The organism is Marinilactibacillus sp. XAAS-LB27 (assembly GCF_036039175.1).
Lineage (GTDB): Bacteria > Bacillota > Bacilli > Lactobacillales > Carnobacteriaceae_A > Marinilactibacillus.
Genome location: NZ_JAYXKP010000003.1, coordinates 207,377 through 231,188, shown reverse-complemented (window position 1 = coordinate 231,188; position 23,812 = coordinate 207,377). Strand labels below are relative to the sequence as shown.

The 23,812-nt window shown below is 38.5% G+C and carries 20 protein-coding genes and 1 pseudogene; 17 read left to right on the top strand and 4 right to left on the bottom strand.

The window, feature by feature from the left end; genetic code table 11:
* The first annotated feature begins 1 nt into the window (after position 1).
* The 6 genes from VXN63_RS06050 to VXN63_RS06025 all read left to right on the top strand — a co-directional run bounded on the left by VXN63_RS06050 (position 2) and on the right by VXN63_RS06025 (position 8,354).
* Entirely contained in the window at positions 2–997 is a 996-nt protein-coding gene (locus tag VXN63_RS06050) for a sensor histidine kinase (protein ID WP_327757108.1), read from the top strand.
* Between the two features lie 85 nt (positions 998–1,082).
* Positions 1,083–1,766: an ABC transporter ATP-binding protein gene (locus VXN63_RS06045; protein WP_327757107.1), complete on the top strand. Its 684-nt coding sequence runs from the start codon at positions 1,083–1,085 to the stop codon at positions 1,764–1,766.
* Positions 1,763–4,369: an FtsX-like permease family protein gene (locus tag VXN63_RS06040; RefSeq protein ID WP_327757106.1), complete on the top strand. Its 2,607-nt coding sequence runs from the start codon at positions 1,763–1,765 to the stop codon at positions 4,367–4,369. Before VXN63_RS06045 ends, VXN63_RS06040 begins: the two co-directional genes overlap by 4 nt.
* 616 nt (positions 4,370–4,985) lie before the next feature.
* Complete coding sequence (locus VXN63_RS06035) at positions 4,986–5,186, top strand: hypothetical protein (RefSeq protein WP_327757105.1); 201 nt, start codon at positions 4,986–4,988, stop codon at positions 5,184–5,186.
* A gap of 218 nt (positions 5,187–5,404) precedes the next feature.
* Positions 5,405–6,862, top strand: coding sequence for a DUF5050 domain-containing protein (locus VXN63_RS06030; RefSeq protein WP_327757104.1), 1,458 nt, complete (start codon positions 5,405–5,407; stop codon positions 6,860–6,862).
* Between the two features lie 34 nt (positions 6,863–6,896).
* The gene (locus VXN63_RS06025) at positions 6,897–8,354 is read left to right on the top strand and encodes a DUF5050 domain-containing protein (protein ID WP_327757103.1); all 1,458 of its coding nucleotides are present in this window, start codon (positions 6,897–6,899) and stop codon (positions 8,352–8,354) included.
* Between the two features lie 94 nt (positions 8,355–8,448).
* Here VXN63_RS06025 and VXN63_RS06020 read toward each other — a convergent pair whose 3' ends face one another.
* Positions 8,449–10,083, bottom strand: a complete 1,635-nt coding sequence (locus VXN63_RS06020) for an alpha/beta hydrolase (protein WP_327757101.1) — start codon at positions 10,081–10,083, stop codon at positions 8,449–8,451.
* Positions 10,084–10,229: 146 nt separating this feature from the next.
* Here VXN63_RS06020 and VXN63_RS06015 point away from each other — a divergent pair, with 146 nt between their 5' ends.
* Positions 10,230–10,718, top strand: coding sequence for a hypothetical protein (locus VXN63_RS06015; protein WP_327757100.1), 489 nt, complete (start codon positions 10,230–10,232; stop codon positions 10,716–10,718).
* A 140-nt stretch (positions 10,719–10,858) separates the two neighbouring features.
* Positions 10,859–11,497, top strand: a complete 639-nt coding sequence (locus VXN63_RS06010) for a hypothetical protein (protein WP_327757099.1) — start codon at positions 10,859–10,861, stop codon at positions 11,495–11,497.
* A gap of 100 nt (positions 11,498–11,597) precedes the next feature.
* Here VXN63_RS06010 and VXN63_RS06005 read toward each other — a convergent pair whose 3' ends face one another.
* Positions 11,598–12,317, bottom strand: coding sequence for a GntR family transcriptional regulator (locus VXN63_RS06005; protein WP_327757097.1), 720 nt, complete (start codon positions 12,315–12,317; stop codon positions 11,598–11,600).
* Between the two features lie 162 nt (positions 12,318–12,479).
* Between VXN63_RS06005 and VXN63_RS06000 the strand changes: the two genes are divergently transcribed.
* The 5 genes and pseudogenes from VXN63_RS06000 (at position 12,480) to VXN63_RS05980 (ending at position 16,486) form a co-directional block, all read left to right on the top strand.
* Positions 12,480–13,847, top strand: coding sequence for a sulfatase family protein (locus tag VXN63_RS06000; RefSeq protein ID WP_327757096.1), 1,368 nt, complete (start codon positions 12,480–12,482; stop codon positions 13,845–13,847).
* Between the two features lie 25 nt (positions 13,848–13,872).
* Positions 13,873–14,123, top strand: a pseudogene (locus VXN63_RS05995) (PTS sugar transporter subunit IIA); the annotation flags it as partial.
* Between the two features lie 21 nt (positions 14,124–14,144).
* Entirely contained in the window at positions 14,145–14,813 is a 669-nt protein-coding gene (locus VXN63_RS05990; RefSeq protein WP_442915299.1) for a PTS sugar transporter subunit IIB, read from the top strand.
* A 25-nt stretch (positions 14,814–14,838) separates the two neighbouring features.
* Positions 14,839–15,675 carry a PTS mannose/fructose/sorbose/N-acetylgalactosamine transporter subunit IIC gene (locus VXN63_RS05985; RefSeq protein WP_327757092.1) on the top strand — a complete coding sequence of 279 codons (837 nt, stop codon included), beginning with the start codon at positions 14,839–14,841 and terminating at the stop codon, positions 15,673–15,675.
* A complete protein-coding gene (locus tag VXN63_RS05980) occupies positions 15,665–16,486 on the top strand; it encodes a PTS system mannose/fructose/sorbose family transporter subunit IID (protein WP_327757090.1) in 822 nt (273 codons plus the stop codon). The genes VXN63_RS05985 and VXN63_RS05980 overlap by 11 nt, the downstream gene beginning before the upstream one ends.
* Positions 16,487–16,629: 143 nt before the next feature.
* Here VXN63_RS05980 and VXN63_RS05975 read toward each other — a convergent pair whose 3' ends face one another.
* Positions 16,630–17,175: a cysteine hydrolase family protein gene (locus tag VXN63_RS05975; protein ID WP_327757089.1), complete on the bottom strand. Its 546-nt coding sequence runs from the start codon at positions 17,173–17,175 to the stop codon at positions 16,630–16,632.
* A 1,068-nt stretch (positions 17,176–18,243) separates the two neighbouring features.
* On the opposite strand from VXN63_RS05975, the gene VXN63_RS05970 reads away from it, so the two are divergent.
* From VXN63_RS05970 to VXN63_RS05960, 3 genes are read left to right on the top strand one after another with little or no spacing between them, the layout of a single operon-like run.
* Positions 18,244–19,347 carry an iron-containing alcohol dehydrogenase family protein gene (locus tag VXN63_RS05970; RefSeq protein WP_327757087.1) on the top strand — a complete coding sequence of 368 codons (1,104 nt, stop codon included), beginning with the start codon at positions 18,244–18,246 and terminating at the stop codon, positions 19,345–19,347.
* Between the two features lie 3 nt (positions 19,348–19,350).
* Entirely contained in the window at positions 19,351–20,559 is a 1,209-nt protein-coding gene (locus VXN63_RS05965; protein WP_327757086.1) for an aminotransferase class I/II-fold pyridoxal phosphate-dependent enzyme, read from the top strand.
* A 13-nt stretch (positions 20,560–20,572) separates the two neighbouring features.
* The gene (locus tag VXN63_RS05960) at positions 20,573–21,400 is read left to right on the top strand and encodes a MetQ/NlpA family ABC transporter substrate-binding protein (RefSeq protein WP_327757084.1); all 828 of its coding nucleotides are present in this window, start codon (positions 20,573–20,575) and stop codon (positions 21,398–21,400) included.
* 95 nt (positions 21,401–21,495) lie between these two features.
* Here the strand turns inward: VXN63_RS05960 and VXN63_RS05955 are convergent, their stop codons facing one another.
* Positions 21,496–22,047, bottom strand: a complete 552-nt coding sequence (locus tag VXN63_RS05955; RefSeq protein WP_327757083.1) for a GNAT family N-acetyltransferase — start codon at positions 22,045–22,047, stop codon at positions 21,496–21,498.
* 378 nt (positions 22,048–22,425) lie between these two features.
* Here VXN63_RS05955 and VXN63_RS05950 point away from each other — a divergent pair, with 378 nt between their 5' ends.
* Positions 22,426–23,799, top strand: a complete 1,374-nt coding sequence (locus VXN63_RS05950; protein ID WP_327757082.1) for an alanine/glycine:cation symporter family protein — start codon at positions 22,426–22,428, stop codon at positions 23,797–23,799.
* Positions 23,800–23,812: the final 13 nt, after the last annotated feature.

Here is a 23,812-nt window from a genome sequence, read left to right as displayed (position 1 = left end):
TATGTTCAGAAACAAAGGAATAAGTAAAATGCTACTAAGTATGATGGGTGTGGCTTTGATTGGTGTGCTGATTATTGCTTTGATCAATCCACTTTCTGGGATTGTAGCTTTGCTCAGTATGAGTGGTTTGATTGGAGTCAGTCTCTATTTTGATCGTCAGCGGTATAAGGAAATTGAATCTTTGTCAGGTTACTTGAGAACAATCAGTAATGGCCAGTATTCTCTTGATGTAAGAGACAATCAAGAAGGTGAACTGAGTATCTTGAAAAACGAGATCTACAAAGTGACCTTGATGCTATCCAAACAAAGTGATTATTTGAACCAAGACAAGAAACGTCTAGCAGATGCACTGTCAGATATTTCACATCAGCTGAAAACACCACTGACTTCGATGCTTGTTATGATCGATCTCTTGAGTCAGCAAAATCTCACTGAAGAAAAACGGATAGAATTCACTGGAAACATTGAAAAACAACTGGAAAGAATGGACTGGTTACTCAGTTCTTTGCTGAAACTATCCAAAATCGATGCAGGCATTGCCATCTTCAAAAAGGAAACCATAGTTGTAGAGGATTTAGTTCTACAGTCGCTCGAACCGCTACGTATTCCAATTGAATTGAAAAATCAGGACCTCCTGATAACGGGGGAAAACAGCGTAACATTTATAGGAGATCAAGCTTGGACCAGTGAAGCCCTTATCAATATCCTGAAAAATTGTGTCGAACATACTCCAGCAGAAGGTCGCATTAGTATCCACTATAAAGAAAACCCGCTCTACACAGAGATTTTAATTGAAGATACGGGGAAAGGCATTTCAAGAGAAGATCTTCCAAATATATTCAAGCGATTTTATAGAGGCAAGAATGCATCAAAAAATAGTATCGGAATTGGATTAGCTATGGCGCATACGGTTATCGAGAGCCAGCAAGGATCGCTAGACGTGAAAAGCGAACTTGGAAAGGGCACGCAGTTCAGTATAAAGTTTCATAAACGTTAAAGTGACTAAATTGCAATAATCGAGTCACTGGAGAGTCATGTTCGACAGGTAAACTAATGTCATAGAACAAGAGGAGGACAAAAACATGGAGATTGTAAAGGTTGAAGGTCTGTCTAAGGAGTATGGCAGTGGTGAAACGATTGTGAAAGCACTGGACGACGTGTCGTTCACGATAGATAAAGGTGAATTTGTGGCAATTGTTGGTGCGTCAGGTTCGGGGAAGTCTACTTTGATGCATATGCTTGGTGGAGTGGACAAGCCAACGACTGGGAAAGTTTGGGTCGAAGATACGGATATTTATGAACTAGATGAAACGCAGCTAGCCATTTTTAGAAGAAGACAGATTGGGCTGATTTATCAGTTCTATAATCTGATCCCTGTTTTGAATGTAGAAGAAAATATTTCCCTTCCTTTGTTACTGGATGGTCACAAGATCGATCAGGAACAGTTTGAAAAGATCATAAAGTCACTTAAATTGGAAGAAAGACGGACGCATTTACCGAATCAATTATCCGGTGGTCAGCAGCAGCGCGTCTCGATTGGTCGAGCACTCGTCAGTAATCCAGCAATTATGCTAGCAGATGAGCCTACAGGAAATCTGGACAGCAAGAACAGCGAAGAAATTATGTCGTTGCTGAAACATTTCAACAAGACGTTCAGCCAGACGCTAGTAATGATCACACATGACGAGGAGATCGCTTTAATGGCTGACAGAATTATCGCCATAGAGGATGGACGTATCATCAGAGACGAGAGGATCCGCTCATGACAATCGTTCAAAAATTAGCGATAAAGCAGTTATGGTTGAATAAGAAACGCTCCTTGATCACCGTGATTGGTGTGATCATTTCGGTCGCGATGATTACAGGTGTAATTACATTAGGTCTCTCTTTTATGAATCTCCTGCAGCGTCAGGTAATTGCGAATGAAGGAGAATGGCATTTTTCTTATTCTGACATCAATGCTACTCAGCTGGAAGCAATCGAGCAAGATCCAAAGCAAAGAGATATTTTAGTCAGTCAGGACGAAGGGTACGCAGAGTTTGAGGGAAGCACGAATCCAGACCGACCTTATTTTTTAGTTCGTAATTACAATGCAACAGCTTTTGAGACATTTCCAATTCAGTTAAAAGAAGGAAGGCTACCTACAGAGTCCAATGAATTATTGATCTCTGAGTCTGCTAGTAATCAGGATGCTTTTACGTATGAAATTGGTGATACCATCGAAATGGAGTTGGGACAGAGAGTCCCCTCTGATGATCCTTCTAGAACGTTGACACAAGAAGATGAGGTCGTCAATTATGAAGGTGCTTCAGAAACACTGACTATAGAAAAATCAGCCGTTTATACGATTGTCGGTATGATGGAAACACCTTTTTTTGAAAATAGCTGGAATCCAGGCTATGTATTTTTATCCTACAAAGATATGCAGATGATTACGGATGACCAGACAACAGATGCTTATATCGTAATGGACCACTTAAATCAAGCATCTCCGGAATATATTACAGCGTTCGCAGAAACTCAAGGCATTGAATCAGTGGGGTCGCATGGTAACTTATTAAGATATTATGGGATTCTTTCTCAGGATAGAACACGAAATATGTTGATCACTTTGTCGATCATCGTTATCGTCATCATTGTGGTCGGCTCGATATCGCTGATCTATAATGCTTTTGCGATCTCCGTTTCAGAGCGGGCAAGACAACTTGGGATGTTATCCAGTATCGGTGCGACAAAACGTCAGAAACGCCAGATAGTCTTCTGGGAAGGCGCTTTGATTGGTGCGGTCAGTATCCCAATTGGAATCATAGTTGGCTATACAGGCATTGCTTTAACCTTTTTGATCTTCAATACATTAATCCAACAAGCAATTGATACGACTGAAAGCTTGCGCGTTGTCTTTTCTTACTGGACAATTCTGATTGCTTTAATTATTTCGATCAGTACGCTGTTCCTTTCCACCTATATACCGGCGAAGAAAGCGTCTGAAATTACAGCCATCGATGCAATCCGTCAGACTCAAGCGATTAAAATATCGAATAAAACGGTTCATACACCTAAAATCTTGCGTAAAATATTTGGTATTGAAGGAGAACTAGCTTCGAAGAATATCAGAAGAAACCGATCTGGTTACCGGGCAATCGTTTTTTCTTTAAGTATCAGTATCGTATTATTTCTGACAATCACTTATTTCGCAGCTAGTCTGTCAAAATCGAACCAATTGCTTGAGCAAGGAGTGAACTACGATGTTGAGGTCACTTTAGAGCAGAGAGGAAAAGATCCAATAAGCCCAGAACTGTATGCTAAACTTACAATACTTGATGAAATCGAACAAGTAGCAGCGCTTAGCTGGATTTCGGGTACATCATGGATTGAGGAAGACAAAATCGCTGAAGAACTCGCTGTATATGCGCAGCTAGAAGATGGGAAATATCCTTACGGCATAACGATTTATGGACTTGATGCCGAGACGATGGAAAACTATGCGGCTTCTAACGGTGTGGCATACGAGACGATGACCAATACAGAAGATCCAATGATGATTGTTCAGGAAACCATACAATATTTAACAGAAGATGGAGAAGAGAATATTGTTGAAACAAAAGCACTGAACGCAGAAGTTAACGATGAACTCGTACCTGAAATATATGATCTCGAAACCGACAGCAACTTCAATCTACCTGCTTTGAAAATTGCGGCTTTGTCGGATACATCACCGATAGGGATTACGAATAATGTAACGCTTGGTATGGTAAACGTATTCGTTTCAGAAGAAGTGTTCAACGCCTTGGTAGATGATCAACGAGTGGAAGCTGAACTAGTCGAAAGAGGATTTTATTACCAAAGCGATCAGGCACAATCGCTCGAAAATAAACTGCTAGATATTCAAGCAGATTCAGGAGGCGCGAGTTTCTCAATCTACAATAGACAGAGAGCCAAACAACGAGGAGAACAAATTATTCTCTTAGGATACGTCTTCTCAAATGCCTTTGTGGTATTGATTACGCTGATCTGTATCGCTACGATTTTCAACACTATTTCTACGAGTATCTCACTGAGAAAAAGAGAGTTTGCGATGCTGAGGTCAATGGGGATGACACCAAAAAGTTTCACCAAAATGATCCAACTGGAAAGTCTATTTTATGGATTGAAATCACTCTTATATGGACTGCCCATTAGTTTCCTAATGATCTATGCATTTTACCAAGTGTGGCGTACCAGATTCCAATTCGCCTTCGAAATGCCCTGGACTGCTATCTTCATAGCCGTTATCAGTGTGTTTGTGATCGTCGGACTAGCCATGATCTATTCCAGTAACAAAGTCAAAAAAGATACCATCATTGATGGATTGAAACAAGAGAATATATAATCAAAAAACAAATAGTAGATAATCTACGTCGTTCAGTCGAGTCATTTTGATTGAACGATTTTTTGTTTTGATTAAACGTTGATGCTTGTTTTGGTGAATGTTATAGTTTTATAAGAGTATGACAGAATAGAAGATATTTAATTATGGATAATCAATTAAGTTGATTAGTAATAAAAAGGAGTGTACGAATAGTGACATTATTTGGAATAAAAATGAACCCCAAACGACTTTTGATGGCTGCGGTAGGTGCCCTATTTTCGACTGAATTTATAGTTAACTACTCAGAAATTTTTGCGACTATTTACGAAACAGGACGCGATTTTGGTAGAAGCCTCGTCAGTCTGTTTATGTCTTGAAAAATAGTATATCTATTTACATAGTATTTTAGGATAAGCTTTTGCAGAGGAATATGTATGGTGGTCTTTACTTTCGACTGAATTTGCAATACATTCTAATGATTTTGAAATTTTGTAAATCAGGACACTAAAATAAATGATAATGAGAGATGTAACTAAAAGAGGTATCAATGGATAAAGATCCCAGTATCTGATGCGAAGGTGTTATAATAACCAAAACGGTGCTTTTAGATTTGAATTAGAAAAGGAGCAACTTCAACATGATGCCTACAAGAGATAATGGGTATACCAATATAGTGATGTTAGTGGCAACGGTCGTAGGCGCGATTAGCGGAACCATCATTGGACTTGTTTTGGGTCGAATGTTAATGGGGACATTCATTGGTGGCGGACTCGGTTATGCAATTGGAACATTGATTTATTTCTTGAAAGTTAAAGAAGATATCAATAAACATAAATAGAATAGATTTAAAGTTAAGGTACCATAAAAGAACTCGAAGACTTCACAGCGCGAACGTGAATGCTTCGAGTTTTTTGCATTTAGAAAATTAAACATACAGTACGATTCTGTTCACATTTCAAACAAAAAGCGGTTACGTAAAGAGGATCTTTTTTGATAGAATAGAGAAAAGATAAAATCGTACTATTTTTTTCAGCTTTTACTATAGGGGGAGAAAGTATGGAGAAACTTAAAAACGAGTTGAATATCGCAATCAGAGGAATCGTGTTTATATTTATACCAATAACAGCAATGGTCTATGTACTATACGGACTTGTATTCAAAACGGAACTCAATATCTTTACCTTTGAATTAGCCGCATCCCTATTCTTATTTTTAAACTGGATGACGGATAAATACAAACAAAATGAAATTGAAATACAACTGGAAAATCTAAGAGAACTCGAAGACGTTATTCAAGAAGGAAAGTGGGAGCTCATGGATCGACGCCAAAATAAACTCTTGATCAGACCGAGCTTCGATTTTCCGTTCAGTCTCGTCGTACCGGATCAAATCACGATTCATTATACATATAGAAGAGCCACCATCGAAGGACCGAATCATTATATTAGCCTCTTAAGCGAACACTTTAAAGGCGATCAAACAGGTTGGTCCAGAAAGTGGTCAAGGTTCAAAATCTTAGCCTCAGGATTTGTTTTATTTTTACCTCTTTTTCTGGATTCAGGCATTCTTTGGGAAAGCAAAGTCCTTTATCACAATGTCTTCGCAACAAATCACGAACCAGTCGAAGGCGTCGACGAACGTACACGAGGAAATCTAGTAGAGAATATTATCAATTCGGGTATCGGTGTAGAAAATGAGGCGTACATCTTTTACTTAGAAAATGATAATCAGATCGTTAGAACAGATAAATACTTTAAGAACAAGGAATTTTTAACGGAGATTGATTCAGGGTATTACAAAGGAGATTTGAATATCGCTGGAGACTGGCTCTATTATACAGAAGATAAAACCATCAAAAGGATTCAGTTTGATGGGACAGAAAAAGAAACAATTTTTGGTCTCGGTTATCCACGCAATCTTCAAATTCGAGGAGAGTGGATTTATTTTATCAGTGAAGATGCAGAATCAAACATTTACCGAATGAATCTAGATGGTAAAAACCTAGAACGTTTCTCGGATGTACATGCGTCTGAGTTCGCTCTGTATGATAATCATCTACTTGTAAGCTATAGCGAAGAAGAGTACGACTTTTATAAAACGATAGAAAGAATCGACTTGAATAATCATTCTAGAACGGTTTTATTTGAAGGCGATATATCCGGACTAGTTGAGTGGGACGGTTACTACTATTATACAAATGAAAATTTAGCTTTAATTAGAAGGGGAATCTCAGAACCAACAGAACCAGAAGTTCTTACAGAGCTATGGATTTCAGACTTCATCATCACGGAACAAGGAATTTTCTATGGACTCGACCGAGCCTATCAATCTGGTATGTATAGAATCGACTTAGACGGACAAAACGAAGAAAAACTCAATGTGAAATCTAACTTGATCGATGGGCTGAATAAAGTAGGCGACTCAGTGATCTTCCGAATTAATAACATAAATGATGAACCGACAATCAAAAAGTTGGATCCTGAAACGAATAAAATCACAGATATGGAAGTTTAACCTTTCGAACACATAGTCAAAGGAGTATCAAAAGATGAAAAAAACAAAAAGAAAATACTGGAATTGGCTTGATATTGCATTAAGAGGCACGCTTTTTCTATTTCTACCAGGATTCCTATTTATCTATATATTCTACCAAGTGTTATTCAATGTAGAACTAAACCTGTACTGGCTAACTATACTCATTGCATGGAGTGGTGTCGTCAAGTGGATGATTGAGAAATATGAACACCGGTCATTGAATGAACCCTTACCGACCTTTGACGGAGTAGAAAGATTACTAACCGCTGAAAACTGGGAAATTTTGGACAGAACGCCAAGCAGTATAATCATCAGACCCACCTTCGATTTCCCATTCAATCTATTATTAAGTGACAAAGTAACCGTGCAGTATGCCAGTGGCCGCGTGACTGTTGAAGGACCCATTCAGTACTTAAATGTCTTTCTCCAAGAAATACGAGGAGACCAGAAAAAAGAAAAAAAGAAAAATATAACAGTATCAAATGTCATTTTAACGATCTTCCTGGTTTCTTTGCCGATTTTACTAGATGGAGGAATGTGGCGTGAGATGAAGATCTTTTACCATAACGCCTTTGCTAGTTCAGAAGTTCAGATAGAAGTACCAGAAGAAGGGTTTTTAGGGAATTCCGCTGAAAATATCTTAAGCAGCGGTTTCGGAGTAGAAAACGAAGCATTCGTCTTTTATATTGAAAATAATGAAATCATTAAAACCAACAAAAACTTTGAAGAAAGAGAAGTTTTACTAGATTCCCAAGGCGCTACCCGAATGAATTTGAACGTCGTAGGCGATTACTTGTATTTCACAAACTACGATGAATTGAAAAGGATGCCAATTAATGGTGGAGAAACGGAAACGATTTATGATATGGAAGTTCTGACAGAAGTCCAGATCAAAGATGACTGGATCTACTTTACAAGTTACGAAGATAACAGTAACTTGTATAGAATGGATCTAAACGGTGGGCAGATAAAAAGACTGTTAAATGAATATGTCAGCAAATTCAGTGTCTATGAAGACAAAATTCTTGTCAGTTATGAAGAAAATCATGCGCTGAGAACAGATGAACTTAGTTTAGATGGCAGCGAACAAACGCGACTACTAAACGAAGATACCTTCAAGCTGCTAGAATGGGGAGACTATTACTATTATCTAGATTCCGGCAGCAAACTTTACCGCAGTAAAGTAGATGGCTCAAGCGAACCAGTACTCATTCTCTATGAGAACGTCCGAAACTATACCATCACTGACCAAGGCATCTTTTACTCCATCTACCAGTCTGACCTGACCAATACCCAAAACGGTGTTTACCTAACTGACCTAGAAGGAAAAGAACAAGAAAAGCTCTTCACCGCAACAAACGTCACGAACTTTGCCAAAACAGAAAAAGGTGTCCTATTTCAATCCAGTGACTCCTCAGGAAGACCAAGAATTTATGACTATTCAAGTGGAGAAGTTCGGGTATTGGATTAATAAAGCTATATAAATCGTAAGCGAAATAACTAAGCCTACAAAAAAAGTGTACCTGATGATTTTGAATCAATCAGGTACACTTTTTTCTCTAGTTTTATTTATACTGATACATAAACCGTTCCATGTAATAAATGAGGGTCTGGTTATAAAAGCCAGGGAAATACAAGTCACTAGCGTGTTCACCGTAAGGCGTTCGGATGGTAGCAATTTCTGAGTTATTGTTTTCAAGATAAGCAGCTTCAAAGAGTTCTGCTACTCGTGGGTTAACAATGGTGTCGTGCTGGCCTTGATAAACTAATGCAGGTGGGCTATCTTCCGTCACAAGCAAGGCGGGATCGACAAGCTCATCTTCCCCAGTAATATCTTGATATCCAGCTAATCCGTTTGCTGGATAGATAGGGATGATACCATGAACAGTCAGTCGCTCATCTAACAGATCTGTGTACTGACCACTGGATAGTCCGAGTGCCACAGCATTCGCTAAATGACCACCAGCTGAACCACCTGAAACAAATACAGAATCGATATTCGCTCCATATTCATCGTTATGATCGGCTAAAAAAGTCGTAAAGATACCTAGATGACGAACCATATCATCAATTGAGAAGTCTCCGGAAACCTCATCTGGAACGGTGGAGAATTCGACAAATTGTTCTTGATTATTTAAACCATACTGAACATCGAACACGACGTAACCCTGTGCAGCGAAATACTTATTCACTTGTGCGTAGTTATCGGATCCGTTACTACCTGTGTTCCAGCCACCACCATGGATTCGTATCAAAGTAGAGCCTTCTCCTGGAAGTTCTGCAGGGTCTGTTGTAGGCGTGTAAACATCAAATCGTAGTTCTAGTCCATCGTCGACGCCTTCTGTTCCTTCATAAAATAAAACATCTTTAGACACATTATATTCTGTCGATGGCGTACCAAAGAAGTAGTCAGGAATCGAAATTGGGCTACTCATAAATAGAGAATCGTCTTCACCAATCGTTTTCCATTCCTCACCAAAGGCTTCAGAATAGTTTTCTTCCGCTTCATGTAATACGGACTGAATCGTCGTCAACGGCAAGCTGAAAAAGGAGAATAAAGATAGGCCGAAAAAAGATAAAAGTAATCCTGGCATTGAACGGATTTTGATGCTTAAAACTTTCATCAGTAAACCTGTCAGACTAAGGAAAATGAAGCCATAAAACAAGCTATACTGAGATAGGACAACTTGTAGTAAGCCTACATCTCTGTTTGTTACCATGACGAATGCTAAAAAAGTACCGACTATTAAAAACAGTGCAATAAAAACTGTTAGAATCCATTTAAACAGTCTCTTCATTTTCTTTTTGGATTGATTTTTCAGTGAGTAAGGCCTGTGAACAGGCCGAACAGAATACAGCTGCGGGTTACTCGTGATGATCATGCCTAAAATCATCATCAGAAAAAGGATTATAATTGATACTAAACTTCTAGATGATTCATTAGTAGGAGAGATTGAAGCAACGGTGTTCAAAAGCATTACAGCAACCAAGCCAATACTGGATAATAGTAGGTAGACAATATCCAAAGGCTTGTAACGACTTCCAATCGTACTAGCAATGACATTGCTAATCAGGGTCGCAATCAATATAATCCCAAAACTATTTGAAAAAATAGGGTTCATAGGAAGAAATAGGTAAAAAATGCTAAGTAAAAACGAGACAATGTTCAAAATAAAGACTGACTTAAAAAAAGTTTTCATATACTCACTCCATGTTTCAGTGACGACTATATCATTGCCACCAATAAAATTTTCCGCTCCCCCTATTGTATGCAATAAAATGACCAGTTGCAAAGTATATGTGAGTAAAATATAGTAGTGAAAATCAATCAGTTAGGAGATATCAAATGAGTTCATATCAATTCATTGCCAGTGACAAGCCGCTACCAGAAGTGAAAAATCCTTATGAAGAATATTTATCCATCAACGACATGATCAAGCGGAAGATAAAAGTGGACAAGAACCTGTTGAAAGGAAATGCTGTCAATAGAAACGAGAAAATTGTTCTGTATTATCCTACAGAAGAATCTACAAACGAACTGGTTTTGTATAAAGATCAGGGTTATGCTCACTATGCCAAAGAATATTCTACCAAACGTTTCTTCACAGCTATTCAGTGGCAGTATACTGAAAAAAGAGCGGAACAGTTATTAGGATATCTAAAGGAACAGCTTAAGAATAATGATGAGTTGGAAGTCTGGGATATCTGGTTAGATGATCACGAAGAGGCTGTTGTAAGAACAGTTAAAGCAAACCAATTATCCATAGCTGATTTGGCTTTTTTACTTTGGGATCAAGGCTTTGAAAACCCAGAGTGTCTGATTATTAAGAAGTGATTCACAACTTAACTACTACTGACGTTGCAGGTGAACATCTACTAAGAATCAAAAGTTTTATTCTAACAAGTCCAATATCTATGATATGCTGGTAAAAGGTGTTTTTACGCAGTGATCATTTATTGGACAGGAGGGATAAAATGATTCAAAGAGGTGCGACCTTTATCCTTGAAAGAGGAAACCCATTCAAGTGGGTAAAATTTTCCATTTTGACACATACCGTATTTGCTATTATTAAGATATTGACCAGTATTGTGAGCTTTTCTATTTTTCTTTTTATTCATGCTTTTTATAATATTATGATCGTCAGAACCAAATACTTAGTCTTCAACACGCACCGAGATGAAAACCAGCAATCCTTAGATACGGAAAAAGTTTATAAGGTCATTGGCTATTCTATTGTTGCCATCAGTTTTATTTTTATGGTTTATTGTATAAGGCTGTTTCATCCGGATTATAACATGATTGCTTATCCTAAATTTGTGGGTATTTCAGTAGTGGTTTTCACTGTGGTTGAGTTGATGATTTCTATATCTGGAATCGTAACCGCTAGAATGGAACGGGATGTATTAGCAGAGGGATTAAAGTTTATTAACATGACTTCTTCGCTGATTTCTATCCACTTGTCTCAGTTGACCTTAGTTTCTTTTACCAATACTAATTATCAAGTGTCCATTTATATCGGGATTTCTGGGTACATGATTGGACTAGTTATTCTAGGCATGGGACTGTTTATGATCAAAAGAGCGGCACGATTTCAATCGAAAATAATAGTATAATTTAAAAAAGTTCGTCGAACCGATTGACTAGCTTTTGTAAGGCAGTAGAATCTGAGGATTTCTACTGTTTTTTTGCATAATCTGCTAATGTAGATTATTTTTATACTCTCTTTTTTACAAAGTGCGCTTGATAGGTCGTTGAGTCAAATGTAACAATTGTCTTTTCCAAAGGGAGATTTTCATCACTATAAGTAACGTGGGTAACTTCTAACAGTGGTTGATCAATTTCAATCTTTAGAGCCTTTTGAAGTTGCTTATTTGAAGAAATAGCATGCACAACTTGATGGCTGTAACTAATCTTATAGTGTCTTATTTCTTCAATGTAAAGCATCTTTGACTGAGTTAGATGAGCAACCGAGAAATCTGGAAAGTAGGAACAAGGCATATATCCTCTTTCGAAGCAGTAAGGGAAATCATCTCCATATAATACACGTTCATAATAAAAAACCATTGAATCTGGTTCTAAAAAGAGTTCTTCACGGAGCTGTTCAGAGGCAGGAGATAACTCGAATTTTGTAACTTTTGAAGAAGCTTTACGTCCTAAAAGATGCATCTCATCTGTAAATGATAGTACGTCAGCTGACCGATTCATGATTGTGTTTTTATTAAAATAAATGACCTCAGTACCACTACCTTGTGTTTTACGGACGAATTGACGTTCTACTAAAAGTTGTATAGCCTGTCTAATTGTAACTCTTGAGACATGATAATGATCACAGAGTTTTGCTTCGGTTGGGATTTTTGTCCCTTTTTGATAATAACCTCTAACTATATCTTTAGTTAGTTCGTCAGCAATAGTTTTATATAAAGGCTCGTTCATGATTTTTCCTCCTGAATTATAAGACAGCATTTTGTATGACCAATTCTTAATTTGTATTATACCAAAGTAATTTGTTATATCAAAAAGCGACCATTATCTTGGTATCGCTTACAGTTAGTGCTAGTATAATTTATATTCAACAGAAATGAGGTACGGATAGGAATGAATATAGTATATCTTCACACACATGATACAGGAAGAGTGATCAGTCCGTATGGTTACAAAGTCCATACACCAAATTATCAAGCATTTTGTGAAGCGGAAGGTTCTGTTCTCTTTCAAAAAGCTTTTAGCGTTGCTCCAACTTGTTCTCCCAGTAGAGCAAGTTTACTGACTGGTGTTTATCCACATCAAAATGGGATGCTAGGATTAGCACAAAGAGGGTTTGATCTAAAACAAGAAATGCACCTTGCAAATATCTTGAAGAAAAATGACTATCATACTGCTTTATGCGGTGTTCAACATGAAATTGGCTATTATACAGATCACGAGATGGCCATTGGAACATTAGGATATAAGCAAGACTTGAGTGCAGATCATCGACAATACTCTGAAAAGGAATTAGTCATATGGGATCAGGAAAACGCTGATAAAGTCGTTAATTTTCTAAAAAATTATCAAAAGGATCAACCATTTTTTGTATCTTATGGCATGCACGCCACACATCGTGCCTTTCCAGATAGTATACATGAAGATGAATCTGTAGATTTTGCCCAGCCACCTGTAAATCTTCCGAATAATGAGGTGACGAGGGAGGATTATGCGAGGTATAAGACAAGTTTGAGGATAGCTGATGAAAATATCGGGAAAGTTATCAACGTACTTAAAGAAGAAGGACTTTACGAGAATACAATCATTATCGTAACAACTGATCATGGGTTAGCATATCCTTTTGAAAAATGTACATTGAATGACGAAGGTATTGGCGTATTGCTAGCTATGAATGTACCAGGTTCAACCTATAACAAAAAAAGCTATGATGGATTGATTTCTCAAATTGATATGGTTCCAACATTATGTGACCTAATCGGTATAAGCCAGCCTGATTATATTGAAGGTAAAAGCTTTGCAGGAATTTTTACAGGAGAATACTTTGAAGAGAACAATGCTGTATATGGTCACATGAATTTCCACACATCTTATGAGCCTGTAAGGTCAGTTAGAACTAAACGATACAAATATATTCGCTTCTTCGATAAAGATTATTTAAGAGTCAACCGTTCGAATATAGACGCTTCTCCAATAAAAGAGTTTTATAAAAACCACGAACTTGTGGAAGTTACTAAAGATGAAGAATGTTTATATGATTTGTACTATGATACATTCGAACAAAATAATCTTGTAGATAATGAACGCTATCAAGAGGCGCTAGCAAATATGCGCGAAAAGTTAGCGGCTGTTATGAAAAAGACAAATGATCCACTACTTGATGGAAAAATAGAGATTCAACCTGAGTGGAAGGTGAATAAGCGCGAATCATATGCAACAGGTTCAAAAGATCCAAAAGATTACGATAGTTTCGGTCAATAAGAAACAATGAAAAGGGGATACGAGAATGAAAGCGATACCATTTGTAGGCCACGGAGAACTACCGAGTGCAATGATGCAATCTGTACAGATGATTGCCGGAGACAATGAACACCTTTATGCTGTTTCACTTGAACCAGAAGATGGAAAAGAAGAATATGCAAAAAAGCTAGCTCAGGTTAATGATCAACTGAAAAATTATGAAACCGTCACCGTATTCGCAGATCTAATGGGGGATCGCCAAACAATGCGGCTGTCGAACAGTATTTGGATCAAAATCATGTCGAAATCATTTCAGGTATGAATTTGCCAATGGTTTTAACCGCTGTGATGGGCGATTTACCCAGTCAGATGGTGATTGATGAAGGGCGAGCCGGAATCAAAGATGTGAAAGGTGAAATTTCTGGAACGAACAATACGGATGCACCTGCTCATAAAAATATAAACCAAGAAACAAAAGCACCAACTATAAATAGCGGAGAACCTTTTACGATTGAAAATGTCCGCGTTGATGCCAGGGGTGTCCATGGACAAGTAGCAACAGCTTGGATACCAAAACTGGGTGTTGACCGAATTGTTGTGATTGATGATCTGACTGTTAAAGATGATATGCAAAAAACGGCCCTTAAAATGGCTAAACCAAACCAGGTGAAATTGTCTGTCTTATCAACGAAAAAAGCAGTTGAGCGTTTAAATGAACCAACGAGTTATCCCGGTCAAAAATTATTAGTTATCATACAAAGAATCGATACACTAAAAAGCTTAATGGAGTTAGGCTATCATTTTAAAGAAATCAATATGGGCAACGTACCTAATCGACCGGATACTACCTCATACAGAAGAACCGTTCATTTAACGGAAAAGGAAAAAGAAATCATACAGCAATTGATTAATAAAGGAACTCATTTTACAGCTCAAATGGTCCCAAACGATAGTAAGGCAGATTTCGACAAAATCATTCAATCATAGAATAAAGACATAGGAGGAAAAAATCATGGCAATATGGCAAGCATTATCGATCGGTTTCTTTGCATATCTTGGTCGAAATCAGGTTCCTTGGTTATTTGGAACAACCGGTGGATGGTACGGAATTGGTAGACCATTAGTAGCAGGATTAATCTGTGGGATTATATTAGGTGACATTCAAGCAGGGGTACTTTGTGGTATAGCAGTACAAGCAATTTTTATAGGACAAATCACTCCAGGAGGAGCGGTGCCGTCAGATTTGAATCTAGCTGCCTATATTGGTATTCCTTTAGCAATCGTTGCTGGGGGAAATGCAGAAACAGCAGTTGCTTTCGCTGTTCCGCTAGGAGCTTTAGGTGTAGCTTTACACAATTTCACTATGACCGTGCAAGCAGGATTTGCGCACAGAGCAGATAAATATGCAGAAAAAGCAGATGCTAAAGGCGTAAGACAATCCAATATTCTCGGCACTTCCGTCTCATTCGTAGAACGATTCACTATTGTAGCGTTGACGTGTTATTTTGGAGCACCATTTGCACAACAGTTACTATCTGCATTGCCAGCAGGGGTATTAAGTTTTCTAGAAGTAGGGGGAAGAATGCTTCCAGCATTGGGATTTGCTATTTTATTGAAACAAATTATAGATGAAAAATGGATGATTTCGCTTTTCGTTTTCGGCTGGGTTTTTGCATCGTCATTTGATATTACAACTACAGCATTAGTCTTTATTGCAATTGCACTTTCTTTGATTTATGTATTGGCACGTTATGGAAACACACCTCCAAATGGTGGAGACGGTGGACAAATGGCATCAAGTACTGGAACAACGGTTTATGAAGACGAGGAGGGTAACTATGAAGAATGAGAATAAATTGACCAAAAAAGATATTGCGAAAGCAGCTTGGACTTGGATGTTCTTTCCTCAAAGTTCTCATAACTACGAACGAATGATGGGGACTGGATTTGCGCACACCATGTCAAAACCTTTAGAAAAATTATACAAAGATGATGATGAAGGATTAAAAGACGCTTTAAAAAGAAATTTAACATTCTTTAACACAGAACCTCAACTAGGTTCTATCATACCTGGCATTGCATTAGCACTCGAAGAAACATATGCTAATGATGAAGAATTCGATCCTGAAATCATTGCAAGTACCAAAAATGCGCTGATGGGACCAGTGGCTGGGATTGGCGATTCGATATTAGTGGGAACATTGAACCCAATTTTGTTGAGTATAGGAATAGGACTATCAGCTGGGGGTTCACCAATCGGCCCACTAGTGTTTTTGTTTTCATGGCTCGCAATTGTCGTTACGATGAAATACTGGTTATTTGTAAAAGGATATGCACTTGGCCTGGATGCCGTTAAGATATTAACTGACGAAAAGACAAAACGGATTGTAACAACGGCCTTGACTATGATTGGACTCATCGTTATCGGCGGAGTTGCTTCTTCAACAGTACAAGCTTCAATTGGATTTGAATATGTATCTGGGGATATGTCGATCAATATTCAGGAAATCTTGGATAGAATTTTACCGAATTTCATGCCGCTAATTGTTGCTTTAGTGAGTTACTATCTAGTGGATAAAAAAGGATGGTCAACTAACAAACTATTGTTAGGTATTTTAGCTTTCGCGGCAGTTATGGTGTTGCTTGGGATTATGGGATAACCAACTTTGTGAAAGTAAGATAAAATAAAAGCGCTAAAGTTAGTCGTTGTAGACTGACTTTAGCGCTTTTATTGCCACATTGAAAGTAGATTTAACAATTTCACAACTTTTAAAAAGTACATGAAGGTTGCGAAGAAATCGAATTAAATCACTGTTGCGCCAAGTGTATTTTTAAAATGTCTAAGCGCCCATTCATGCCCAAGCTGATCGAAACTAGCGACTGCATCTTGGTGAACAACGATTGAGAAGCCTTTGTTATAAGCATCAACTGCCGTGTGTAAGACACAAATATCTGTACAGACACCGACTAAGTGAACTTCCGTAATGTTGCGTTCTCTTAGTTTAGTTTCTAAATCTGTTCCATTGAATGCACTGTAACGTCTTTTATCTGTATAGTAGACTGTTTTAGCCTCTTTTATTTGTTGATAGTAAGCCTCCAAGTTACCATAAAGCAAACGACCATCAGTTCCTTCAATGTTATGCGGAGGAAACAAATCTGTTTCAGGATGATAAGGATCGTTTTCAGTATGCTTATCAATAGTAAAGGCAACGAAATCCCCTGCTTCATAGAATTCTTTTGTCAATGTTAATACTTTATCGTGAATAGCTTGCCCCGGTTTACCGGCTGTTAATGCGCCATCTTCAGCAACAAAATCATTTGTGTAATCAATATTAATCAATGCTTTCATTTAAGGGTATCCTTTCTAAAAATCCTGTTTAACTTTAGAGTATCAAAACTAGAAGATAAAGCAAGTGATTCATAAAGTAGAGTCAATTTAATTGTATATAAATTCAAAAAGAAGTGATTTCTTTCTTCATTAGTAAGAGAGGGGGATTTCTAAAGAAACGATTATTTTAAGGATTGTTTAATGCTGGAATTAGCGTATGATAAGCTTTATATAGTGGATTTTATTTTGCGAAATCAAGAGGTTTATTGAATGATATAAATAAACTGATGCATAAATATTTGGTGAAAGTGGATGGTAAAGTGTGAAGATAAGAAACTTCTTTTTTCAGTACCTTTTAGGACTGTTAACGAGCATTATGATTGTAAATTTAGTTAGAAATATAGACGATAATAGTTTGTTCAGTATATTCGTTAGTGTACTGACTATTCCTTTTATAGTCGTATCAAGTATGATGATATCAAACGAAATCAATAAGCAGACAAAACTATACATAGGTAGTTCTTTCAATGCACTCCCTTTGATTTTTGGGATCGCGTTGTCAGGAATCACACTAAGAATATTTTTTCCGCAATTAGTTTTTTAACGTTTAAAATGCTAAGCATTTACCTAACATAACAGTAAAAATACCTGTTATCCAGAAAAGAACTACAAGCAAATAAGATCTATAACAACCGATTGACAAATCTTTCTCACCCTGTTACTATTATGAAAATGAACAAATGATTAGAGTAATATTAAAATGTAGGTCACGTTGAAGAGAAGAGTACATGCTAGAGTATGATCAAAGAGAGCCTCTGTTGGTGGAATGAGGTATCAGAAAAGGAATGGAAGATGGTCTTGGAGTGAAATGGTCGAAGGTTCAATGAATTTCAGACCATTACGGGTGCGCCCGATAAAGCGCCACAGTATCAGTAAGCCTTTAAGGTTGAACGCACTGGTTAAGGCAGTTACTGTGAAGTGATTGCGAATCAAGGTGGTAACGCGAGAGAAATTTATCTTCCGCCCTTGCACAAGTTTATTTGTGCAAGGGCGGATTTTTTTGTTTTCAAAAGCTGGGAGGATATTGAAATGTCATTAGTCGTTAGAACAGGACCGCAGGAATATGAATGTCGAGTTGGGGTGCTAGAGACCCTTACAGATCGCTTAAATAGGCATCACTATAAGAAAGTCGTGTTAATTCATGGTGCAACGTCTTGGAGTGTCGCAAAACCTTATTTGAATACCTTGCTTGAAAGTGAGATTGACTGTGCGTTGAGTCTATTTACTGGAGAATGCACCTATGCAGAAGTGGATCGGATCGCAAAACTTGCTCAAGAAACAGATGCAGATATCATCATCGGAGTAGGTGGCGGGAAGCTCTGTGACACGGTCAAATACGCAGCGGCCAAGGTTTCAGGTGTGCAGTCTATTCTCGTTCCAACCTTAGCGAGTAATTGTGCACCATGGACACCGCTAAGTGTGATGTACGATGAAGAAGGGCTTTGTCTTGGTTTTGATATTCATAACGAACAAGTTGGTATTCTATTGATTGAACCTGAACTGATTTTAGATTCTCCAGTTAACTATTTTGTCGCAGGTGTAGCGGATACACTGGCGAAGTGGTATGAATCAGATGTCATCTTATCGCAGCCGGAACATCAGACCAACGCCTTCTTACTGATGGCAAGATCAGCGGCATTGAATTGTAGAGACAATATCGTTCAGAACGGACTTCAAGCTGTTTCAGATATCCAGGCACAATCACTAACACCGGTATTCACGCAGATCGTTGAGACTATCATCGCGATCAGTGGTTTAGTGGGCGGACTTGGTGACAGTTATGCCAGAACTACAATCGGGCACGCAGTCCATGATAAAATCACGATTTTCCCGGAGTCACATGCTTATCTGCACGGCGAAAAAGTCGCTTATGGCGTTATGGTCCAGCTTGCTTTTGAACAACAGTGGAGTGAAATCGACCAGCTAACAACTGTTTATAATGAACTGAAACTACCGAAATCATTAGTAGACTTGAATCTTGGTCATTTAACGGAACAACAAATCAAAACATTCGCAAATGAAATTATTCATGACGAAACACTTGTGAGCTCAGGATATCCAGTGACGCACGAAGGACTCTACCAAGCAATGGTTGCCTTAGAAGCTTATGTAAAATTAAAAGTGGAGGAATAGAGCATGGTCCAGTTTGAACAATCCAATACACTGAAACGTTTACCGAGGCAATACTTTTCTTATCTTGCGGAAAAGAAAAATAAAATCAAAGCTCAATACGAAGATGTGATTGACCTCGGCATCGGAAACCCGGATCTACCCGCGCCAGGCTTTATCATCGACGAACTCAAAGCGGCAGCCAGCGACCCAGTCAATGATCAATATGGACCGGCAAGAGGATTTGATTACTTGAAAGAAGCCGTAGCAGAGTATTACCAAAGAGAATACAACGTTACGCTTGATCCCAAAACAGAAGTCGCCATCTTACACGGATCAAAAGCCGGGATAGTTGAAATCAGTCAGTGCCTTTTGAACCCAGGGGACACCGTTCTCTTACCGAATCCGTCTTATCCAGATTATCTGTCTGGCATCGGACTCGCAGGCGCCAAGATCAAAGAACTACCTTTACTTCAGGAAAATGCGTTTCTACCAAGGTATGAATCGATAGACAAAGAGAGCGCTGAGGCAGCAAAATTGTTGTTTCTGAATTATCCCAATAACCCGACAGCTGCAGTGGCTACGGCAAATTTCTTTTCAGAGACAGTACATTTTGCCAAACAGCATGGCATCTGTGTGGCTCATGATTTTGCTTATGGAACGATCGGTTTTGATGGAGAAAGACCATTGAGCTTTTTACAGACACCGGGCGCAAAAGAAACGGGGATTGAGTTTTTCACCTTATCGAAGTCACACAATATGGCGGGCTGGCGTATGGGATTTGCTGTCGGCAATGCGTCAGTGATTGAAGGGATCAATCTTTTACAAGACCATACAGGGTGTGGCTACTACGGAGGGATCCAAAGAGCCGCAGCCAAAGCACTGACAGGAGATCAGTCTTCTGTACGGGAATTGACGGCTATTTACGAAAGACGCCGGGATTTCTTTTTAGATGCCTTAAGCGAAACTGGACTAGAACTCAATAAGCCAAAAGGTTCATTTTATATCTGGTTGAAAGTACCTGATGGTTTAACTTCGGAAGATTTCATGGAGTATCTAGCCCACAATGCACGTGTACTTGTGGCACCAGGAGACGGCTTCGGCAGTTTAGGAGAAGGTTATGTACGCATCGGCTTATCACAATCGGACGAGACCTTGAAAGAAGCAGCCAAACGTATCAGAGAACTCGCACCGTTTACCAATATCAATCAAAACAAAGAAGCAACTAAACATTAGGGGGAAGAATAAAATGAAAAAAGTATGGGGAATCTTAACAACAGTAGCTATCGGAGCCGTTTTAACAGGGTGTGGCGGTCAAGAATCAGGATCTGCAGAATCAGAAGGCTTGCTTGATGATGGTGTTCTAACAGTCGGTGTAACGGCCGGTCCACACGAAGATATTGTAAATGAAGTGAAGAAGCTGGCTGCAGAAGATGACTTTGAAATCGACATCGTCTCTTTTACAGATTTTGTAAAGCCAAACGCGGCACTAGCCGATGGGGAAATAGATTTAAACTCTTTTCAAACAGGGATCTTTTTAGATACGGTGGTAGAAGAAAGTGGTTACGACTTAGCCAAAATCGAACCGACGTTGACGATTCCAATGGGGATTTATTCGGAAAAATATGATGACGTCAGCGAGATTCAAGAAGGGGACGTGATTGGTATTCCAAATTCACCAACTCAAGAAGGACGTGCCCTGCAGTTATTTAACGCAGCGGGTCTGATCACATTACCAGAAGGATCAGGTGTTGAAGTCACAACGAGCGATATCGTAGAAAACCCGTTGAATCTAGATTTCGTCACATCAGAAGCCGCGCAACTTCCGTCCCAACTACAAGATGTTGGTGCTGCAGGAATCAATTCCAACTTTATTTTAGATGCCGGAATCGATCCACAAGAATACGGTATTTTCATGGAAGACGTTGATGACCTTGTACAAGTGAATTACATCGTTTCCCGTACAGAAGACCAAGGCGACGAAGCTCTAGCACAATTCGTTGACTACTACAAAACACCAGAAATCAAACAGTACATTGAAGAAACCTTCAAAGGCGCCTTAGTACCAGCTTGGTAGAATAGAAAATAATAACAGACTATCTCAAAGAAGATAAAACTACAAAAATCTCCAAAAAGTTGAGTGAAGACTCTAACTTTTGGAGGTTTTTATAGTTAATTTAGAAAATCGGATTTTAAAAGGTAGTATTCATTCATATCTCTATACTGATCATACATAATCATATCTTGTACCTTGACACCAACTAAGCTGAAACCAGTTTTTAAAGCGACTTTATTGCTAGCAATATTTTCGACATCAGCAAAGATGACTAATTTATTTAAATCAAGAGCCTCGAAGGCATACTCACAGATTCTATTTACCGCTTTAGACATAATATTTTGGCCAGTTTGACTTGAGTGGATCCAATATCCGATTTCTGCTTTTTTGTTAGTGAGATCCATTCGGTGTAAATCAATGGTACCAATGATTTTATTGTCTTTAAAAATAAGAAATAATTTGTCCGTTCCGTTGGCTGCGCCGGTTAGTTTGAGTTTGATATAGTCTGTCTGATTGCTTACATCAACGGTACTGTCTACAAAACTTAAGAAAGACCTGATATGTTCTCTGTCGGAATCAACTAACTGGAAAAGTTCATCCGCCATGCTCAATTCTGGAACAATTAAATCCAAGTTTTCTTCAATATTTAAACCAATATACTTTGTCATAACATTCTCCTTAAGTACTTATTCAATTTGCCTTTTATAATAGTGATAACTACTATTTAATCTTAAAGTAAGCTCAATTGCAAACGCTGTTTAACAAATGATTTTGACATTATTGATGTATCTTACTAAAACAGTTAATCTCGTTTAAACTTATTTTCGTCATTCAAGATTGAGAAGAATGGATGAATTTCAAATTTTTTTGATGCTGTTTTACTGCATTCTATTAAAAGAGAATTAGACAGAAAGATATCTGATAATAATAAATTTCAAATGTAAACGTAACCTTTTTTATTTTAGTGAAAATGCCCAACACCAACGTTCTATAATGTGGTATTATTATGAATTATAAATGAGAATGATGCTAAAGGGGACTAGGATATGGAAGGGTTTATGGAGCAGGTCATGAAGGTGAACGAGTTCGTGAACAACCTCGTTTGGGGATGGCCATTTTTACTATTAATTTTTGGGACAGGGATTTTCTTGACGGCTTTCACAGGATTTATTTCTTTTAGAAAATTTGGATATATCATCCGACAGACGTTTTTCAAAATCTTCAGTAAAGACCAAGTTGGTGAAGGGGAAATTACAGCATTTCAAGCTGTTTCAACCGCTTTAGCTGCGACAGTCGGTACGGGGAATATCGCGGGTGTCGGGACAGCCATCGCGATTGGTGGACCAGGAGCGGTTTTCTGGATGTGGATCGCTGCATTATTTGGGATGACAACAAAGTATGGGGAAGTTGTCTTGTCTATCAAGTACCGTGAAAAGACAGAAGATGGTCGCTTCGTTGGGGGACCAATGTACTACTTAACGAAAGGTGCCAATATGAAATGGCTCGCGATTGTTTTTGCGGTATTTGGAACACTTGCGACCTTTGGGATTGGAAATATGGTTCAATCGAATTCCGTTGCGGATTCATTGAATGCGACGTTTGGAATCAATCCATTGATCACAGGTGTTGTGCTCGCAGTTCTGGTAGCACTCGTTATATTGGGTGGTATTCAATCCATCGGGAAGGTTACTGAAATCATTGTGCCTTTCATGGCAGCCATCTATATTATCGGTGGTGTCAGTATCATCTTACTAAACATCACATTAGTACCAGAAGCATTTAGAGTCATTTTCCATGATGCCTTCACAGGCTCAGCAGCAACTGGTGGATTCGTTGGGTCTTCTATTATGTTATCTGTTCGTTATGGTGTAGCTAGAGGAGTCTTCACGAATGAAGCCGGACTTGGTAGTGCACCGATTGCGCATGCGGCTGCGACAACAGATCATCCTGTTAGACAAGGTCTATGGGGTGTTTTTGAAGTTTTCGCAGATACACTTGTCTTATGTACGATTACAGCACTGGTTATCGTCATGACAGGGGCTTATGATTCAGGACTAGACGGGGCGCCACTAACTACTGCGGCCTTTGAAGAAGGACTGGTGTACGGTGGATATGTTGTAACGTTTGGACTGATTTTCTTTGCTTTTTCAACACTACTAGGATGGTCATATTACGGAGAACGTTGTATGGAATTCTTGTTTGGGCCTAAATCGATTATTGTTTATCGTCTAGTTTACTTGCCATTGATTGTTGTAGGATCAGTTGGAGGACTACGTGCAGTATGGGCACTAGCGGATACTTTGAATGGTTTAATGGCTCTACCAAACTTGATAGGACTTCTCATTTTGAGTCCAGTTATTGTCAAACTCACCAAAGAGTATTTTGGTAAAGGCGGAATCTACGAAAAAGAAGAGAAATAGAAATAAGTAAAAT

Excerpts from the sequence above, each read along its gene's own strand:
- VXN63_RS06050 (WP_327757108.1), top strand. The coding sequence starts at position 2 with ATGTTCAGAAACAAAGGAATAAGTAAAATGCTACTAAGTATGATGGGT.
- VXN63_RS06045 (WP_327757107.1), top strand. The coding sequence starts at position 1,083 with ATGGAGATTGTAAAGGTTGAAGGTCTGTCTAAGGAGTATGGCAGTGGT.
- VXN63_RS06040 (WP_327757106.1), top strand. The coding sequence starts at position 1,763 with ATGACAATCGTTCAAAAATTAGCGATAAAGCAGTTATGGTTGAATAAG.
- VXN63_RS06035 (WP_327757105.1), top strand. The coding sequence starts at position 4,986 with ATGATGCCTACAAGAGATAATGGGTATACCAATATAGTGATGTTAGTG.
- VXN63_RS06030 (WP_327757104.1), top strand. The coding sequence starts at position 5,405 with ATGGAGAAACTTAAAAACGAGTTGAATATCGCAATCAGAGGAATCGTG.
- VXN63_RS06025 (WP_327757103.1), top strand. The coding sequence starts at position 6,897 with ATGAAAAAAACAAAAAGAAAATACTGGAATTGGCTTGATATTGCATTA.
- VXN63_RS06020 (WP_327757101.1), bottom strand. The coding sequence starts at position 10,083 with ATGAAAACTTTTTTTAAGTCAGTCTTTATTTTGAACATTGTCTCGTTT.
- VXN63_RS06015 (WP_327757100.1), top strand. The coding sequence starts at position 10,230 with ATGAGTTCATATCAATTCATTGCCAGTGACAAGCCGCTACCAGAAGTG.
- VXN63_RS06010 (WP_327757099.1), top strand. The coding sequence starts at position 10,859 with ATGATTCAAAGAGGTGCGACCTTTATCCTTGAAAGAGGAAACCCATTC.
- VXN63_RS06005 (WP_327757097.1), bottom strand. The coding sequence starts at position 12,317 with ATGAACGAGCCTTTATATAAAACTATTGCTGACGAACTAACTAAAGAT.
- VXN63_RS06000 (WP_327757096.1), top strand. The coding sequence starts at position 12,480 with ATGAATATAGTATATCTTCACACACATGATACAGGAAGAGTGATCAGT.
- VXN63_RS05990 (WP_442915299.1), top strand. The coding sequence starts at position 14,145 with ATGAATTTGCCAATGGTTTTAACCGCTGTGATGGGCGATTTACCCAGT.
- VXN63_RS05985 (WP_327757092.1), top strand. The coding sequence starts at position 14,839 with ATGGCAATATGGCAAGCATTATCGATCGGTTTCTTTGCATATCTTGGT.
- VXN63_RS05980 (WP_327757090.1), top strand. The coding sequence starts at position 15,665 with ATGAAGAATGAGAATAAATTGACCAAAAAAGATATTGCGAAAGCAGCT.
- VXN63_RS05975 (WP_327757089.1), bottom strand. The coding sequence starts at position 17,175 with ATGAAAGCATTGATTAATATTGATTACACAAATGATTTTGTTGCTGAA.
- VXN63_RS05970 (WP_327757087.1), top strand. The coding sequence starts at position 18,244 with ATGTCATTAGTCGTTAGAACAGGACCGCAGGAATATGAATGTCGAGTT.
- VXN63_RS05965 (WP_327757086.1), top strand. The coding sequence starts at position 19,351 with ATGGTCCAGTTTGAACAATCCAATACACTGAAACGTTTACCGAGGCAA.
- VXN63_RS05960 (WP_327757084.1), top strand. The coding sequence starts at position 20,573 with ATGAAAAAAGTATGGGGAATCTTAACAACAGTAGCTATCGGAGCCGTT.
- VXN63_RS05955 (WP_327757083.1), bottom strand. The coding sequence starts at position 22,047 with ATGACAAAGTATATTGGTTTAAATATTGAAGAAAACTTGGATTTAATT.
- VXN63_RS05950 (WP_327757082.1), top strand. The coding sequence starts at position 22,426 with ATGGAAGGGTTTATGGAGCAGGTCATGAAGGTGAACGAGTTCGTGAAC.